Origin of the sequence: Nocardiopsis lucentensis DSM 44048, from assembly GCF_000341125.1 — a bacterium.
GTDB classification, from domain to species: Bacteria; Actinomycetota; Actinomycetes; order Streptosporangiales; family Streptosporangiaceae; genus Nocardiopsis; species Nocardiopsis lucentensis.
This window is the reverse complement of the sequence record NZ_ANBC01000818.1, coordinates 1-14,238: the sequence shown is the minus strand read 5'-3', so window position 1 is coordinate 14,238 and position 14,238 is coordinate 1. Positions and strand designations below refer to the sequence as shown.

At 73.1% G+C, this 14,238-nt stretch carries 13 protein-coding genes and 2 pseudogenes; 7 read left to right on the top strand and 8 right to left on the bottom strand.

Annotated elements, in window-relative coordinates:
* Window positions 1-110: 110 nt before the first annotated feature.
* Window positions 111-506, top strand: a pseudogene (locus D471_RS42565) (phthiocerol/phthiodiolone dimycocerosyl transferase family protein); the annotation flags it as partial.
* Window positions 507-798: 292 nt separating this feature from the next.
* Window positions 799-2,208, top strand: a complete 1,410-nt coding sequence (locus D471_RS0128565; protein ID WP_083924362.1) for an amidase — start codon at window positions 799-801, stop codon at window positions 2,206-2,208.
* Between the two features lie 127 nt (window positions 2,209-2,335).
* Here the strand turns inward: D471_RS0128565 and D471_RS37940 are convergent, their stop codons facing one another.
* Window positions 2,336-2,896, bottom strand: a complete 561-nt coding sequence (locus D471_RS37940; RefSeq protein WP_017601783.1) for a TetR/AcrR family transcriptional regulator — start codon at window positions 2,894-2,896, stop codon at window positions 2,336-2,338.
* 96 nt (window positions 2,897-2,992) lie between these two features.
* Window positions 2,993-4,567, bottom strand: a complete 1,575-nt coding sequence (locus D471_RS36690) for an MFS transporter (protein ID WP_017601782.1) — start codon at window positions 4,565-4,567, stop codon at window positions 2,993-2,995.
* 108 nt (window positions 4,568-4,675) lie between these two features.
* Here D471_RS36690 and D471_RS42770 point away from each other — a divergent pair.
* Together D471_RS42770 and D471_RS42765 are read left to right on the top strand one after the other, a co-directional pair.
* A pseudogene (locus tag D471_RS42770) lies at window positions 4,676-5,338 on the top strand (AfsR/SARP family transcriptional regulator); the annotation flags it as partial.
* 293 nt (window positions 5,339-5,631) lie between these two features.
* Complete coding sequence (locus D471_RS42765; protein WP_449406583.1) at window positions 5,632-7,404, top strand: ATP-binding protein; 1,773 nt, start codon at window positions 5,632-5,634, stop codon at window positions 7,402-7,404.
* 37 nt (window positions 7,405-7,441) lie between these two features.
* On the opposite strand, the gene D471_RS0128545 is transcribed toward D471_RS42765, so the two are convergent.
* The 6 genes from D471_RS0128545 to D471_RS0128520 form a co-directional block, all read right to left on the bottom strand.
* Window positions 7,442-7,837, bottom strand: coding sequence for a hypothetical protein (locus tag D471_RS0128545; RefSeq protein WP_017601781.1), 396 nt, complete (start codon window positions 7,835-7,837; stop codon window positions 7,442-7,444).
* Between the two features lie 36 nt (window positions 7,838-7,873).
* Complete coding sequence (locus D471_RS0128540; RefSeq protein ID WP_017601780.1) at window positions 7,874-9,058, bottom strand: acyl-CoA dehydrogenase family protein; 1,185 nt, start codon at window positions 9,056-9,058, stop codon at window positions 7,874-7,876.
* A 26-nt stretch (window positions 9,059-9,084) separates the two neighbouring features.
* Window positions 9,085-9,606 carry a flavin reductase family protein gene (locus tag D471_RS0128535; protein WP_017601779.1) on the bottom strand — a complete coding sequence of 174 codons (522 nt, stop codon included), beginning with the start codon at window positions 9,604-9,606 and terminating at the stop codon, window positions 9,085-9,087.
* Window positions 9,607-9,777: 171 nt separating this feature from the next.
* Window positions 9,778-10,254, bottom strand: coding sequence for a TetR/AcrR family transcriptional regulator (locus tag D471_RS0128530; RefSeq protein WP_017601778.1), 477 nt, complete (start codon window positions 10,252-10,254; stop codon window positions 9,778-9,780).
* Between the two features lie 278 nt (window positions 10,255-10,532).
* On the bottom strand, window positions 10,533-11,300 hold the full coding sequence (locus D471_RS0128525; RefSeq protein ID WP_017601777.1) for a DUF4386 domain-containing protein: 768 nt from the start codon (window positions 11,298-11,300) through the stop codon (window positions 10,533-10,535).
* A complete protein-coding gene (locus D471_RS0128520; RefSeq protein ID WP_017601776.1) occupies window positions 11,297-12,031 on the bottom strand; it encodes an NAD(P)-dependent oxidoreductase in 735 nt (244 codons plus the stop codon). Before D471_RS0128520 ends, D471_RS0128525 begins: the two co-directional genes overlap by 4 nt.
* A gap of 97 nt (window positions 12,032-12,128) precedes the next feature.
* Between D471_RS0128520 and D471_RS0128515 the strand changes: the two genes are divergently transcribed.
* The 3 genes from D471_RS0128515 to D471_RS0128505 all read left to right on the top strand — a co-directional run.
* Window positions 12,129-12,800 (top strand): TetR/AcrR family transcriptional regulator, encoded by a 672-nt coding sequence (locus D471_RS0128515; protein ID WP_017601775.1) that lies wholly within the window; start codon window positions 12,129-12,131, stop codon window positions 12,798-12,800.
* 49 nt (window positions 12,801-12,849) lie between these two features.
* The gene (locus tag D471_RS0128510; protein ID WP_017601774.1) at window positions 12,850-13,545 is read left to right on the top strand and encodes an SMI1/KNR4 family protein; all 696 of its coding nucleotides are present in this window, start codon (window positions 12,850-12,852) and stop codon (window positions 13,543-13,545) included.
* A 31-nt stretch (window positions 13,546-13,576) separates the two neighbouring features.
* Window positions 13,577-14,238, top strand: a 662-nt coding sequence (locus tag D471_RS0128505; protein ID WP_017601773.1) for a PfkB family carbohydrate kinase, incomplete at its 3' end; no start/stop codon positions are given.

The following is a 14,238-nucleotide window of genomic DNA, read 5'->3' as shown; positions in this document are numbered from 1 at the left end:
CGGCCGCCGCCGAGAAGCGGCGCCGGGACGCCGACGAGACGGCCCGGTCGTCCCCGGCGAGGGTCCCGCGTCAGGCTCGGGTCCCCTTCGACCGGCGCCGGACCCGGCTGGTGCATCGCAGGCTGGACACGGCGACCACCCGGGCCCTCGTCCAGGTCTGCCGGGAACGCGGTGTCACCGTGCACGGCGCCCTCGCCGCGGGCCTGGTGAGGGCCGTGCGCCAGGACGCGGGCGCGTCTTCGGGGGCACGCTTCGCCATCGGGTCGCCGGTCAGCTTCCGCGCCGAGCTCGACCCGCCGGTCGGCCCGGACGACGCGGGCAGCTTCGTCGCCACGCTGCCCACGATCGTCGACGGCGACGCCGACCTGTGGGACACCGCCCGGGCCGTCAACGCCGACCTGGCGCGAAGGCGGGCGCGCGGCGAGCACTTCTCCATGATCAACGACCTCGCGGCCCGCGTCGGCCCCGACGTCGGAGGGAGTCTGGAACTCCTCCACTACATGGACCGCGAGGGGCCGATCAACCTCTGCCTCACCAACATCGGCGCCGTGCGACTGCCCGAACGGATCGGTTCCCTACGCGTCCTCGACGCCGACTTCGCCGCGGGCATCTCCGTCACGGGTGTGCTGGTCGCCGCCGCCACGACCGCTCACGGTCGCCTCAACTGGAACCTCACCTACGTCGACGGTCTGGTCACGCACGACCGGGCGGCACGCCTGGCCGACGNNNCGCGCCCGCCCGCCGAGCGGCGGGCGAGCGCGAACGAACGAACCCCGAACGCCGAGGAGGAAGCCAAGGATGAGCATCGACACGGCCGACGAGATCCGTCGCAGGGCCGCCGGAGGAAACGCCGAGACCGTCCTCCGCGAGCACCTGGAACGGGTGCACGCCCTCCAACCGAGCCTCAACGCGGTCGCGCACCTGCGCGAGAAGGCCGCGCTGGAGGACGCGCGCCGGGTGGACACCGACGCCGAACTGCGCGACGGCCCCCTCGCCGGGGTCCCCGTGTTCGTCAAGGACGTCCATGAGGTCGACGGGTTGCCCTTCACCAACGGGTCCCGCGCCTTCACCGGCCACACCCCCGATTTCGACAGCGAGGTCGCGGCCCGGTTGAAGCGCGCCGGAGCCGTCATCCTCGGGAGTACGGTGATGCCCGAGTTCGGCCTACGCGCCAGCACGGACAACGCGCTCCACGGGACCACGCGCAACCCCTGGAACCCGGAGTTCGGCCCGGCCGGGTCCAGCGGCGGGGCGGCGGTCGCCGTCGCCGCCGGCCTCGCCCCCCTGGCGCTGGCCGGTGACGGGGCGGGGTCCGGGCGCCTGCCCGCGGCCGCGTGCGGCGTCGTCGGCCTCAAGCCCACGCGCGGCCGCGTCCCCTGGGGCCCCAGCGCCTACGAGCACTGGGCGGGGTTGGCGATCAGCAGTCCCATGGCGCGCACCGTGCGTGACACCGCACGCCTGCTCGACGTCGTGTCCGGCCCGATGACCGGCGACCCCTACGGCCTCCCGGCGACGCCCCCGGGACACTTCCTCGGGGCGTGCGACACGCAACGCGAACGGCTCCGCGTCGCCTGGACGCTGACGCCCCCGCACGGGCGCGTCCACGACGACATCGCCGACGCCGTCCGCTCGGCCCTGGACGTCTTCGACGACCTGCCGCACGCCCTCGTCGAGGCCGCGCCCGACCTCGGAGGGATGCGGGACCCGCTGCTGGCCGTCATGGCGGGCAACGTCGGAGCGCTGGTCCGGGCGGTGGGACCCGACCGCCTGGACTCCGTCGAGGCCCCGTCCCTGGAGATCGCGCGCCAGGGCGAACGCATGACGGCCGCGGACTACGTCGCCGCCGTCAACGCCTGCCGCGCCGGCGCCGCCCGCGTCCTGGGGTTCTGGGAGGAGTACGACGTCCTGATCACCCCCACCGCGACCCGTCCCCCGCTCCGGATCGGTGAGGGCCCCCAGGGGCGGTCCTTCGCCGAGCGGTGGTCCTTCTACGCGGACGACTTCGCGTTCGGCTATCCCTTCAACATGACCGGCCAACCCGCCCTCACCCTCCCCTGCGGGGTCGACGGAAACGGCGTCCCCGTGGGCATGCAGCTCGTGGGGCGGCCGGGCGCGGAGGACACGTTGCTGGGCCTGGCCGCGCAGATCGAGCGGTCGCCGCGCACGCGGCGCCGGAAGCCGGACCCGGCACGCGTCGCACGGGGGTGAGGGACGCCGCGTGACCCGGGGGCAGAGGGGCACGCGGCGCCGTCCTTCCGGCCGGGAGGTCCCGGCGGGAGCCGGTCGGCGGGCCGAGCCGCGCACGTTGAGGGGCGGCCCGGCCCGTCGCCCCGTCTCACGGTGTCCGACGGGGGACCAGGATCTGCTCGATGCGCGCCTGGACGTCACGCGCCCGCAGCCGCCGGGGCCCGGTGACCGCACGGAACCGGAGCCCCTCGATCTCGTCGACGGCACGCATCGCGGCCACGGGCTCCCCCACCGCGTGCCGCACGGTCTCGGCGAGCAGGCGCGGCCAGCCGAGGTCCCGCTCGACCACTCCGTCCTCCCTCGTCCCCAGCAGTGCCAGCTCGTACTCCACCAGGGCGCGGCCCCGGTTCAGGGACGAGGCGTCCGCGACCACCGCGGCCAACAGTTCCGCCCGGTCCGCCGACCCTCCCGTCGCGGTGCTCGCCCGTGCCTCGAACTGGGCCGCCGTATAACGTGCCAGCGCCCGCAGCAAGGCCGTGCGGTCGGGGAAGTGGTAGCTCACCAGGGACGGCCCGACATCGCACTCCCGCGCGACCGAGCGCAGGCCGACCTCGGCGATCCCCGACCGCTCCGCGACCCGCAGGGCGGCCGTGAGAAGGGCGACGCGTCGCCTGATGCCCCGCGAGTACCGCTCATCCGTTCGATCCACAGTGCCTCCCGTCATCCCGCAGCGTCTCCCGTCGTCATCGGCACCCGCGGCCACCCGGCCCTCGGACGGTCGGATCGGCGCGGCGGACACCCGCGCTCACCGCGTGGAGCCGGCGGCGGCGCGGTCCCCGGGGTCCGGGCCGGGGTCCGGATCCTCGCCGGCGCCGGTGTCGGCTCCGACGTGGCGCAGCATGACCGCGGTCGTCACGGCGAGGGCGAGGATGACGACGGCCCCCGTCCACCCCGCGGTGTTCAAGCCCGCGATGAACGCCTCCTGCGCCCGTTCCATGACGGACGCGGGAAGTTCCCCGGCGACCGAGGTGGCCCCGGACAGGCTGTTCCGGACGATCGCGGCCGTCTCCTCCGGCAGGTCGGCCAGGACGGCGGGGCTCATCCTGTCGCCGTAGACGGCGGCGGCCAGGCTTCCCACGAGCGCGATCCCCGCGGCCAGACCGAACTCCTGGACGGTCTCCGACATGGCCGAGGCCGATCCGGCCTTCTCCGGCGGCGCGGAGCCGACCACCAGCTCGGTCCCCAGTGCCGCCAGCGCGCCGAGCCCCAGGTAGACCAGGGAGAAGGCCGACACGACCAGGACCACCCCACCGGACGGTCCGACGATCCCCAACAGGACATAGCCCACGGAGGACAGTGTCAGCACTCCCGCCATCACGTACCCCGGGCGGATCCGACGGGTCAGGATCGGCGCCACGATCGACGACAGCATCATCATCAGCGCGGGCGGGCCGTACAGCAGGCCCGCCACCAGGGGTGAGAGCCCTTCGACCAGTTGCAGGTACTGCGTGGTCAGCAGCATGGTCCCGCCGACGCCGACCAGGCCGACGAGCATCATCATGAGGGCGAAGCTGAAAGCGCGGCTGCGGAACAGGGTCATGTCGAGCAGCGGGCTCGGCAGGACGAGCTGGCGCCACACGAAGGCGACGGAGAAGGCCGCCCCGGCGAGCACCGTGACCAGCACGCCGACGCCGGGACCCGCCTTGGCGAACTCCTTGACCGCGTAGACGGCCGGCAGGATCGCGGCCAGTGACAGGACCACGCTGAACAGGTCGAACCGGCCGCTTCGCGGAGCACGGTACTCGGGTAGCAGGATCGGCGCCAGGACGAGCATCAGGCCGATCATCGGAACGGCGAGCAGGAACGCGGCCCCCCACCAGAAGTGCTGCAGCAGCACGCCTCCGACCAGGGGTCCCGCGGCCATGCCGCCCGCGAAGAACATGGCCCACATGCCGATCGCGAGCGCGCGCTGGCGCGCGTCGTGGAACATGTTGCTGATCAGCGCCAGCGTGGACGGCATGAGTGTGGCGCCCGCGACGCCCAGCGCCGCGCGGGCGGCGATGAGCACCTCGGGTGTGGGCGCGTAGGCGGCCGCGACCGAGGCGGCCACGAACCCGACACCGCCGATCATCAGCAGTCGGCGGCGCCCGATCCGGTCGCCGAGCGTTCCCATGGTGATGAGGAATCCGGCGATCAGGAACCCGTAGGAGTCCACGATCCACAGTTCCTGGGTGCCGCTGGGCCGAAGGTCCACGGCGAGCGAGGGCAGCGCCAGGTGCAGGAGGGTGAGGTCCAGGCCCAGCAGGACGGTCGGAAGGGCGAGGACGGCCAGGCCCGCCCACGCCACCGGGCCTGCCCTGCCGCTGCTCGGGCGGGTCATCTGGGAGCTCCTTTCGTCGTCGGTGCGCCTCCAGCGTCGGCAGTGGCGCGCACGGGACACGCACGGCGCGCGCACGAAGCGCGCACGGGAGCCCGGACCGCGACTTGTATGCTGTGCCCCATGCGATTTGGAGTGCTCGGCCCGCTGGCCGTGTGGAACTCCAGTGGCGCGCGGGTCGCGGTCACCGAACCGAAGGTCAGGGCGGTTCTGGCCGACCTGCTGGTGCACGGGGGCCGTCCGGTGTCCGCCGACCAGCTCATCGAGGACCTGTGGGAGGGTCGCCCTCCCAGCCGCCCCCTCAAGACGCTGCAGACGAAGATCTCCCAGTTGAGGAAGGTCCTCGGCGCGGATCGCGTGGTGCGCTCCCCCGCCGGTTACCGCCTCCTGGTCGAGGCGGGCGAGTTCGACGCCGCGCGGTTCCAGGACCTCGTCGAGGAGGCGGACAGGAGCGAGGACTCCGGTGCCCGGGCACGCCTGCTCACCAGTGCGCTGGAGCTGTGGCGGGGCCCGGCCTTCGCCGACACCGCCGACGCGGCCTTCGTCCGGCCCGAGGTCGCCCGCCTGGAGGAACTGCGCGTCGGGGCGGTGGAGCGGTTGGCCGAGGCGCGGATCGAGACCGGTGACGGCGCCGGGATGATCGCCGAGCTGGGCGATCTGGTCGGGCGGCACCCCCTCCGGGAGCGGCTGCGCGGTGTCTACATGCTCGCCCTGTCCCAGTCTGGGAGGCGGGGCGAGGCCCTGACGACCTTCCATGACCTGCGTGGCAGACTCCGTGAGGAGCTCGGGGTCGACCCCGGGCCGGCGGTCAGGGCCCTCCACACCTCGGTTCTGCGCCAGGAGCCGGAACCGGCCCCCGTCACCCCTGTCGCGGACCGTGGGCGGAGCAACCTGCCCGACCCGCCCACAGCGCTCATCGGCCGGGAGAGCGAGACCCTCCGCGTGTGCGAGGCGTTGTCGGCGCCGCGCGGCGCACGCCTGATGACGTTGACCGGACCGGGCGGGGTCGGCAAGACGCGCCTGGCGATCGCCGCCGCCCGGGCGCTGGCCGANTCGAACTGGCCGGTATGGACCGTCGTGCGTCAGCCGCCGACCTCGCCGAACGCGTCATCACGACGCTGGGGCTGTGCGAGGGGGCGGCCGACGCCGAGGGGTTCGACCTGGTGGACTGGCTTCGCGGGGCCCTGCACGGGCAACGGGCGCTCGTCGTCCTGGACAACTGCGAGCACGTGGTGGACCAGGTCGCCGACCTGGTCGGGGCGCTGCTGACCGCTGACGTCGTGCGTGTCATGGTGACCACCCAGGAGGCGCTCGGCATCCCCGGGGAGACCGTCTTCCCGCTGGCCCCGCTGACGCTTCCGGAGTCGGTGGAGGACCCGGAGGAGGCCGTCGGCTCCTCCAGCGCGATGCGACTCTTCGTCGAACGGGCTCGGGCCGCCTCACCGGGGTTCGTGTTGACCGGGCCGAACGCCGCGGCCGTCGCCGCGATCTGCCGCCGTCTGGACGGCATCCCCCTGGCCATCGAGCTCGTGGCGGCCAGGGTGCGCGCGCTCACGCCCGAGGAGATCGCCGCCGGGCTGGACGACCGCTTCGCGCTGCCCACCGGGCCGGGGCGGGGCCGCCCCACCCGGCAGCAGACGCTGCGCTCGATGATCGACTGGAGCTGGGAGCTGCTCACCGAGGACGAGCGCACGGTGCTGCGGCGCCTGGCGGTGAATCGGGACGGGTGCACCCTGGCGGGGGCACGGGCCGTCTGCGGTGACGGCGCCTCGGCCGCTCCCGGCGTGGTCGAAGCCCTGTCCCGGCTGGTCGACCGGTCGCTCGTGGCGCGCCAGGGAAACCGGTACCGGTTGCTGGAGTCGGTCGCGGCGTACTGCGTCGAGCGCCTGGAGGGGTCGGACGAGCTGGCGGAGTCACACCGCAGGTTCATCGCCTTCCACGTCGGGGAGGCCGAGTGCGCGGACCCGCTCCTGAGGGGCGCCCGGCAACACGAGGCCCTCGTGTCGCTGGACACGGAGACCGTCAACCTGCGCCACGCGCTGGAGCTGGCCGTGCGCGGGCAGGACGCCGACTCGGCGCTGCGGCTGGTCGGCGCGCTGGCGTGGTACTGGCGGCTGCGCAACCGGGTGAGCGAGGCACGGCGCTCCTTCGAGGCCGCTCTGCGCGTGCCGGGCGGTTCGGCGTCCGCCCGGAGTGTCGCCGAGGCCTGGCTGGCGGCCTTCGAGGGCCGCGTGTGCCACCCGGTGGGCGCCGAACCGGAGGTCGCCGGCCGGCTGTCGTGGTTCACCGGGGCGTGCGTCTACCGCGGCGGTGACCGCGAGACGGGTCGTGGCCTGGTCGGGGAGGCCTTGGCGGACGCCAGGGCGAGGGGAGACCGCTGGCTGGAGGCGGCGGCCCTCGCCGAGCGCGCCGGGCACCGTCTCGACACCGGCGACGTGCCCGGCGCGCGCGGGGACGCCGAGCTCAGCGCCGCGATCTTCCTGGACCTCGCCGACCGGTGGGGACGGCTGCGGGCGAACATCACGCTGGCCCGGGCCGCCGAGGCGGGCCCCGACCACCTCGGTGTCACGGATGTGTTGGAGGAGGACCTGCGGGCCGCGGAGGAGCTCGGTCTGTGGGCCGACGTGGTCGAGACGCTGCTGCGGCTGGGTCGGCTCACCGCGGTGGCCGGGGAGCGGTCCCGGGCGCGCTCCTTCCACGAGCGCGCGCTCCGGGTCGCCACGGAACGCTCCTACCACCGCGGGATGGTGGAGGCCCGTGCCTGGTTGGGCCGGGCGGACGGGGCCCCTGAGCCGGACGGCTCACCCGGGTCCGGTGTCCTGCCCGGTCTGAACCGTTGAGGCACCGTCCGGGCCGCGGCCCGGACGGTGCCGTCCGTCAGTCCGCGGGCGGCCCGTCGACCGGGTGCAGAGCCGACGCCTGCGACTTGGCCTCGGGGGTCGCGTCCCAGATCGGATGGGTCGCGAAGGCGATCCAGGTCTTCTGCGCACCCGCCCGGAACGTCACCGGGGCACTCGCCCTCACCCAGACGATCTCACCCGGACCGGCGGTGACGGAACCGTCCTCGGAGTCGACCGTGAACCGTCCGGAGCGGACCACGATCACCTCGTCGTAGCTGGGAGTCCACGTCATGAGGGCCCCGGCTTCGAAGCAGGCGAAGCCTGCGCCCATCGACGTGGAGTTCTTCTCGTGCAGCACGTTGCCGATGTAGACGCCGGAGTCGCCGAACCGGACCCATGCCGCGTCGTCGGCGGTGAACTTGCTGATGGACATCGCATCCTCGATCCGTCTCGCGGTTTCCTGGGGCGGTCACACCATCGGTGAGACCTTCTCGTCGACGCCCAGCAGCGCCTTTCCGTAGATCTCCTTGCCGATGGACGGCTGCACCACGGCGTGCCGCGCGGCCACGTTGGCGTCGCGCCAGACACGCTGGAGGGGGTTGGCCTCGGCGAACCCGCCTGAGCCGTGGACGTACATCAGGGTGTTGATCGCCGAGGTGGTGTTCTCCACGGCGTACCCGAGATCCGCGCGGACGCGTGCCCGGGTGAGGTGGTCGGGAAGCCTGTTCTGGGCGGCGGCCCGGTCGATGGCGTCGGCCGCGCGGTAGGCGTGCAGGTGGGCGGTGTCGATCCGCAGGGCGGCCTCGGCGACGGCGACCTGGAAGGACACCGAGTCGGCCTGCCGGTCGAAGAAGGTGAAGGCGATCGCCTTGTCCGCGGCCTGCCGGGTGACCGACGCGAGCGCCGTCCTGCCGAGGCCGAGCAGCGGCGCGACGACCACGGTGGAGACGAAGGGGCCGAAGGAGGACCGGTACACCGGCGTCCGCCCCTCGTCGACGGGGTGGGTTCCGTCGAACAGCGGCGGGACCCGCAGGACGCGATGGTCGGGTACGAAGACCTCCTCCGTCACCAGGGTGTTGCTGCCGGTCGCGCGCATGCCCGCGGTGAACCACGTGTCCTCGACGGTGTAGTCGGACGCGGGCACCAGTGCCATGCCCTGATCGACCACCTCGCCGGCCGCGTCGGTGATCGGGATGCCCACGACCGCCCAGTCCGCGTGCCAGGACCCGGAGTTGTAGTTCCAGCGGCCGGTCACCGAGAACCCGCCGTCGACCCGCCGTGTCCGGGCGGTCGGCGCCACGACCCCGGAGACGATCGGGGCGGTGCCGGTGCCGAAGACCTCCTCGCGCGCGCGTTCCGGGAACAGGCTCGCCATCCAGGTGCAGGAGTTGCAGATGGTCGCCAGCCACGCGCTCGCGCCGTCGCCCTCGGCGAGTGTGGAGGCGACGTCGAGGAAGGTGCGCAGGGGGGTCTCGTAACCGCCGTAGCGGTGCGGAAGGAGGAGTCTGAACATGCCCTCCTCGGTGAGTGCCTTGACCGCGTCGTCCGTCAGGCGTCGTTCCCGCTCGCTCTGTGCCGCCTCCCTTTCGAGGATCGGGAGGACCCGGCGGGCCCGCTCCTCGAGTTCGTCCGCGGCGGGGGGTACAGCGTCCATGGATGCTCCAATCGATGGCGGACACCTCAGTGGTGGGTGAAGGCCAGGATGTAGTCGGTGACGGCGCGCGGCATGCGGGCGTGCTCGGAGTGGGTGCCAAACGTCCGGTTTCCGTACACCAGCGGCGCGGCCGTGGTGCTGTCGGCGTGGACGACCAGCCCCATCAGCAGGACGTGGTCGCCCCCGGGCACCGCCCGGTCGAGTGCGCACACGGCCCACCCCGCGGTGCCGACGAGACGCGGGAGCCCGCGGTCGACGCGCCAGGGGGTGTGGCCGAACCTGTCCTCCCGGGCGCCGGAGAAGGTCCGCGCGATGTCGCCGTCCCCGGCCCCGAGGACGTTGACCCCGAACCGGTGGGTCCGCAGGATCCGTTCGAGCAACCGCGACCGTCGGTCCAGCGCGACGGTCACCATCGGCGGCCGGAGGGAGAGCGAGCCGAAGGAACTGACGGTGGCGCCGTGGGGCGTGCCGTCGTCCATCGCCGTCACGACCGTGACGGGAGCGCACACACCGGCCATCAGATCTCGAAACGCGTCTTTGGTCAGCATGCGCACTCCCCAAGGTCGTCCCGGAAAACGTGGGAGTCCCGACCGCGCCGGGTCGACCGGGGCGGTGTGCCGGCGCATCACCCACGTTCGTGGAACGTAGCCCGACGGCACCGACCGGAACCAGAACGACGGCGGACGACTACTCGAACGCGCAGCGGGCCCCGGGCCCGGCTATCCGGGTTCGGGGAGGAGGTCCATGAGAACGGCCTCGAACTCGTCGGCGCTCGTCTTCTCCTCGGTGAGCAGCGAGTGCAGGAGCAGGCCGTCGATCACACCGGCCACGACGCGCGCCCGGACCGGGTCGTCGGTGTAGCTGTGGGCGAACGCCCGGACCGCACGCAACCACCCGTCCGTCGCGTCGCGCAGGTGCGGGCGCCGGGCCGCGAGGAGGAACAGCTCGTACTCGGCGAGCAGCCGCCCGGGTTCCTCGACCACCTCGGACAGGAGGACGGCGAGGTCACGTCGGCGGTCACCGCCCCCGGACAGCCGTCGCATCCGTTCGGAGTCCTCTTCCATGACGCTGGTCAGAGCGGCGGTGAGCAGATCGCTCAGGCTCGCGAAGTAGTACGTCGTGGCCGAAGTCGGCAGCCCGGCCTCCTGGGAGACGATCCGATGGCTGACGCCCGCCACCCCGTCACGCTCGATCACGCGCAGGGTCGCTTCGATGATCGCGTGCCGACGGCGCAGGCCCTTGAGCCTGCGCCCATCGGTGATGGGCTCTTCCAGCGCTCCTCCTCAGGTCGGGGGGACCATGCGCCGCGGACCGCCGAGCGCGCGGCACGGAGTCACCATGATGTTGTACCCAAGGGCGCTTGTCACACTGTCCTCCGGGGCGTCCGGAAGCGCGGCCGCGGCGGTCGCGCGGGGCGGAACGGAGGGCGCCCCACTCCCGGGGGGATGCCCCGGAAGGGAGCGCCCCGCGACGTTCAGGTACCGGAACGGGCCGCGGCGAGCGGCCGTGTGTCGGGGTGCGGTACGGCCCTGATCAACAGCCACAGGATGAACGAGATCTCCGCGACCGCCGCGGGGGTCATGGCGAACGCCGAGATGCTCGCGCCGAACTCGGGGGCGAGGAGGCGCGCGAACACGTCCGTGAGGTGGCCGCAGCATCCGACCACCAGCAGGACGCCGAGCGCCTTGGGGAAGTAGCCCGACCTGAGGACCAGGTAGCCCAGGGGCAGCAGCCAGAGTCCGAAGTACGTCTGGGCGATGAGGTACCCGTCGTGCTGCATGCCGGCGAACAGCAGGGCGAGCTGGTCGGCGGCCGCCGGGCCGAGGGCGTCGGCGTAGTCCTGGTCGGTGGCGACCGTCAGCGCCGTGTTCTGGTTGAGCAGGTTCAGGCTCTGCATCGCGACGCTGACCGCGACGACGGTGACCATCGCGGCGGCGACCAGCTGGTTGACGTGCCTGAGCAGCAGGTACAGGGTCATGGCCGTCATCAGGAAGGCCGTGGCCCCCACCAGTTCGCTGACGAGGCCGACGCGGAACAGGGTGGCCGAGGCGTCGATGTTGTCCGCGGTGGCCCCGGCGTCCCCCGACGCGACGATCCGCGTGTTCACCACTCCGGCGAAGATGGTGAACGCGGCGACGAGCAGGTACAGCAGGCCCGCGATCCGCGCGAGCGCCCTCGGTCCGGGCCCGGGGTGGTCCTCCGCCGGTGCGCGGAGTCGGCCGACCGGCCCCCGGGCGCTCACGCCGCACCGCCGGCGTGGGCGAGGGCCGACGGGGTCAGCCGGCCGACGATGGCCGGGGCCTCGTGCACGAGGTCGTCGTCGTCCACCGCCTCGATCATGAAGCGGGCGTAGTCCACGCGACGGGTCATGTTGCTCGCGAGGACGGGGTCGCCCACGTGCCGGCTCCACACCGGCAGGCCCTGGCTCTCGCCCTCCTCCAGGTCGCTGCCGCGCACGACCGTCCACCGCGTGTCACTAGCGAAGATCCGCCTGCACGCCTCCACCTGGTCGTCCACGTCGACGACGCGCGCGAGTTTGGCCAGCTTCCCGAACACGGCCGCGTACACCTTGAACCCGCGGCTGTAGACGTCCTTGCCGTCACGGGTGATGTGCCAGCCGCAGGAGAAGACCAGCCGGGCGTCCGGGCGCGCGTGGTCGAGCACGGCCTGGGCGGTTCCGGAGGCGTAGTGGTTCACCCCCCACGGCACCAGCACCGTGAGCACGGCGTCGCACCCGTTGACCGCCCGTGCGACGACCGCGCGGTCGTCGGTCATCCCGGGGATCACCGTGATCCGCCCCTCGAACTCGGCGAGCTTGCCCACGCTCTGCTCACGGCAGACCCCCACGACCTCGTACCCGAGGTCCAACGCCTGCCGCACCATGTGGCGCCCGAGCTTCCCGGAGGCGCCGACGACGCACATCCTCTTCCCCTCGCCCGGTTTCCCGGTTCCGTCCCGACTGATCGCTTCCACGGCCCTCTCCTCGCTCCACAATTCGACTTACGCCGTAAGGTATAGCCTTGCAGTGTAAGGTTGTCAAGAGCCGACGTAGACCGGACAGGAGAACCCCGTGACGACCGAGCCCGCCGACACACCCCGCCGCGACCCGCTCAGCAAGGAGGCGGTGATCCGCACGGCGGTCGCGCTGGCGGACGAGTCCGGCACCGGCGCGCCGAGCATGCGTGGCCTCGCCAAACGGCTCGGCGTCGAGGCCATGTCGCTGTACCACCACTTCCGCAACAAGGAGGCGATCCTCGACGGCATGGTCGACCTCGTCTTCGCCGAGATCGAACTCCCGCCGGAGGGCGTCGAGTGGCGGACCGCGATGCTGCGGCGCGCCTCCTCTATGCGCGGCGCGCTGACCCGCCACCCGTGGGCGATCAACCTGATGGACTCACGGACCAACCCCGGCCACGCGACCCTGCGCCACCACGACGCGGTCATCGGCTGCCTGCGGGCGGGCGGCTTCTCGGTCGCCGGTGCGGCGCACGCCCTCTCGCTGCTGGACAGCTACGTCTACGGGTTCACGCTCCAGGAGCTCAGCCTGCCCTTCGCCTCGTCCGGCGGCCTCGAGGACGTGGCGGGCTCGATGCTGGAGCAGCTCCCCCGCGACGAGTTCCCCCACCTCAGCGAGATGATCGTCGACCGCGCCCTGAAACCCGGCTACGCCTACTCCGAGGAGTTCGACATCGGACTCGACCTGATCCTCGACGGACTGCGGCAGCGGCGCGAGAGCTTGTGACCGCACGCCGACGGCCGGACGGTTCCCCCGCCGGTCTACGCTTCGGCCCATGGGAACGACGATCTGGAACGGTGTCCGGGAGCGGGTCGAGGCCCTGGCCCGCGCGGACCGGCCGCGCGACGTCCTCGGGGCCTGGGGCCGGCACGGGACAGCCGGGCACCGATTCCGGCTCACCGCACCGCTGGCGGAGTCGGAGGTCGCCGCGGCGGAGGCGCGGTGGGGCGTCTCGCTGCCCGCCGACTACCGCGGCTTCCTCCTCGAGGTCGGCGCCGGCGGCGCGGGGCCGCAGTACGGTCTCAGCACCCTGCACCGGACGGACACGGGATGGGAGTGGACCGACCCGGGTGGCGACATGCGGCACGACTCCCTGAGGGTCGCCTTCCCGACGGCGGGGGAACGGTCGCGGCACCTGGCCGCGCACGAGGTCCGGGAACCGGCGCGGTCCGGTTTCGGGACCCAGGAGGCCTTCGACACCGCGTACCGCGTGTGGCGGGACGCCGACGACGACCTCTTCGACTGGTTCGCCTCCGGTGCGCTGTGCCTGAACCACGCGGGCTGCGGCCACTGCCACTGGCTCGTCGTGACGGGTCCCGAACGTGGCAGTATGTGGGTCGACGGCTTCTCGGACGACGGGTTCCGCCCCCTGGGCACGCCGGGCGCGAGGGTCGGTTTCGCGGACTGGTACCTCAGCTGGCTCGCCAGGTGTGAGGCCGCCGACCCGGTAGCACGCGATCCACGACCGTAGGGAAGGAATGCGGAGCCGAGGGAACCCCACCATGACCGGACGCCTTCTGCACGTGGGACCGGTGATCGTCGACGTCGTGATGACGGTCGACGCCCTTCCCCGGGCCGGGGAGGGCGTCCTGGCGTCCTCCGCGCGCACCCTGGCCGGAGGCGGCTTCAACGTCATCGCCGCCGCAGCGCGCGCGGGGATGGAGGTGGTCTACGCGGGAGCGCACGGAAGCGGACCGAACGGGGACGTGGCCCGTGCCGCGCTGCGTTCGGAGGGGGTGGAGGCGGCGCACCCCCCGCGTCCGGACGCGGACACCGGCTTCTGCGTGGCCCTGGTCGACGGCGACGCCGAACGGACCTTCGTCACGCGGCTGGGCGCCGAGACCGACCTGTCCCTGACCGAGTTGCGCACGCTGCGGCCCGGGCCGGGCGACTTCGTCTACACCGTGGGGTACTCCCTGCTCCCCGGACCGCGCGCCGACGAACTCCTCGCCTGGGTCGGCGGCCTGCCGGACGGGGTGCGGCTGGTCCTCGACCCCGCGCCGGTCGTGGGCGACCTGCCCGAGCGGTCCCTGGACCTGGCCCTGGACCGGGTCGACCTGCTCAGCCTCAGCGCCGCCGAGGCCGCGACCATGACCGAGGGCGCCGGCCCCGAGGAGGCCGCCGCGCTCCTCGCCGACCGGGTGCGCCCCGGCGGCGTGGTGGT

Bases quoted from the DNA above. Each gene is read 5' to 3' on its own strand.
- D471_RS0128565 (WP_083924362.1), top strand. From the start codon at position 799: ATGAGCATCGACACGGCCGACGAGATCCGTCGCAGGGCCGCCGGAGGA.
- D471_RS36690 (WP_017601782.1), bottom strand. From the start codon at position 4,567: ATGACCCGCCCGAGCAGCGGCAGGGCAGGCCCGGTGGCGTGGGCGGGC.
- D471_RS42765 (WP_449406583.1), top strand. From the start codon at position 5,632: ATGGACCGTCGTGCGTCAGCCGCCGACCTCGCCGAACGCGTCATCACG.
- D471_RS0128545 (WP_017601781.1), bottom strand. From the start codon at position 7,837: ATGTCCATCAGCAAGTTCACCGCCGACGACGCGGCATGGGTCCGGTTC.
- D471_RS0128540 (WP_017601780.1), bottom strand. From the start codon at position 9,058: ATGGACGCTGTACCCCCCGCCGCGGACGAACTCGAGGAGCGGGCCCGC.
- D471_RS0128535 (WP_017601779.1), bottom strand. From the start codon at position 9,606: ATGCTGACCAAAGACGCGTTTCGAGATCTGATGGCCGGTGTGTGCGCT.
- D471_RS0128510 (WP_017601774.1), top strand. From the start codon at position 12,850: ATGGGAACGACGATCTGGAACGGTGTCCGGGAGCGGGTCGAGGCCCTG.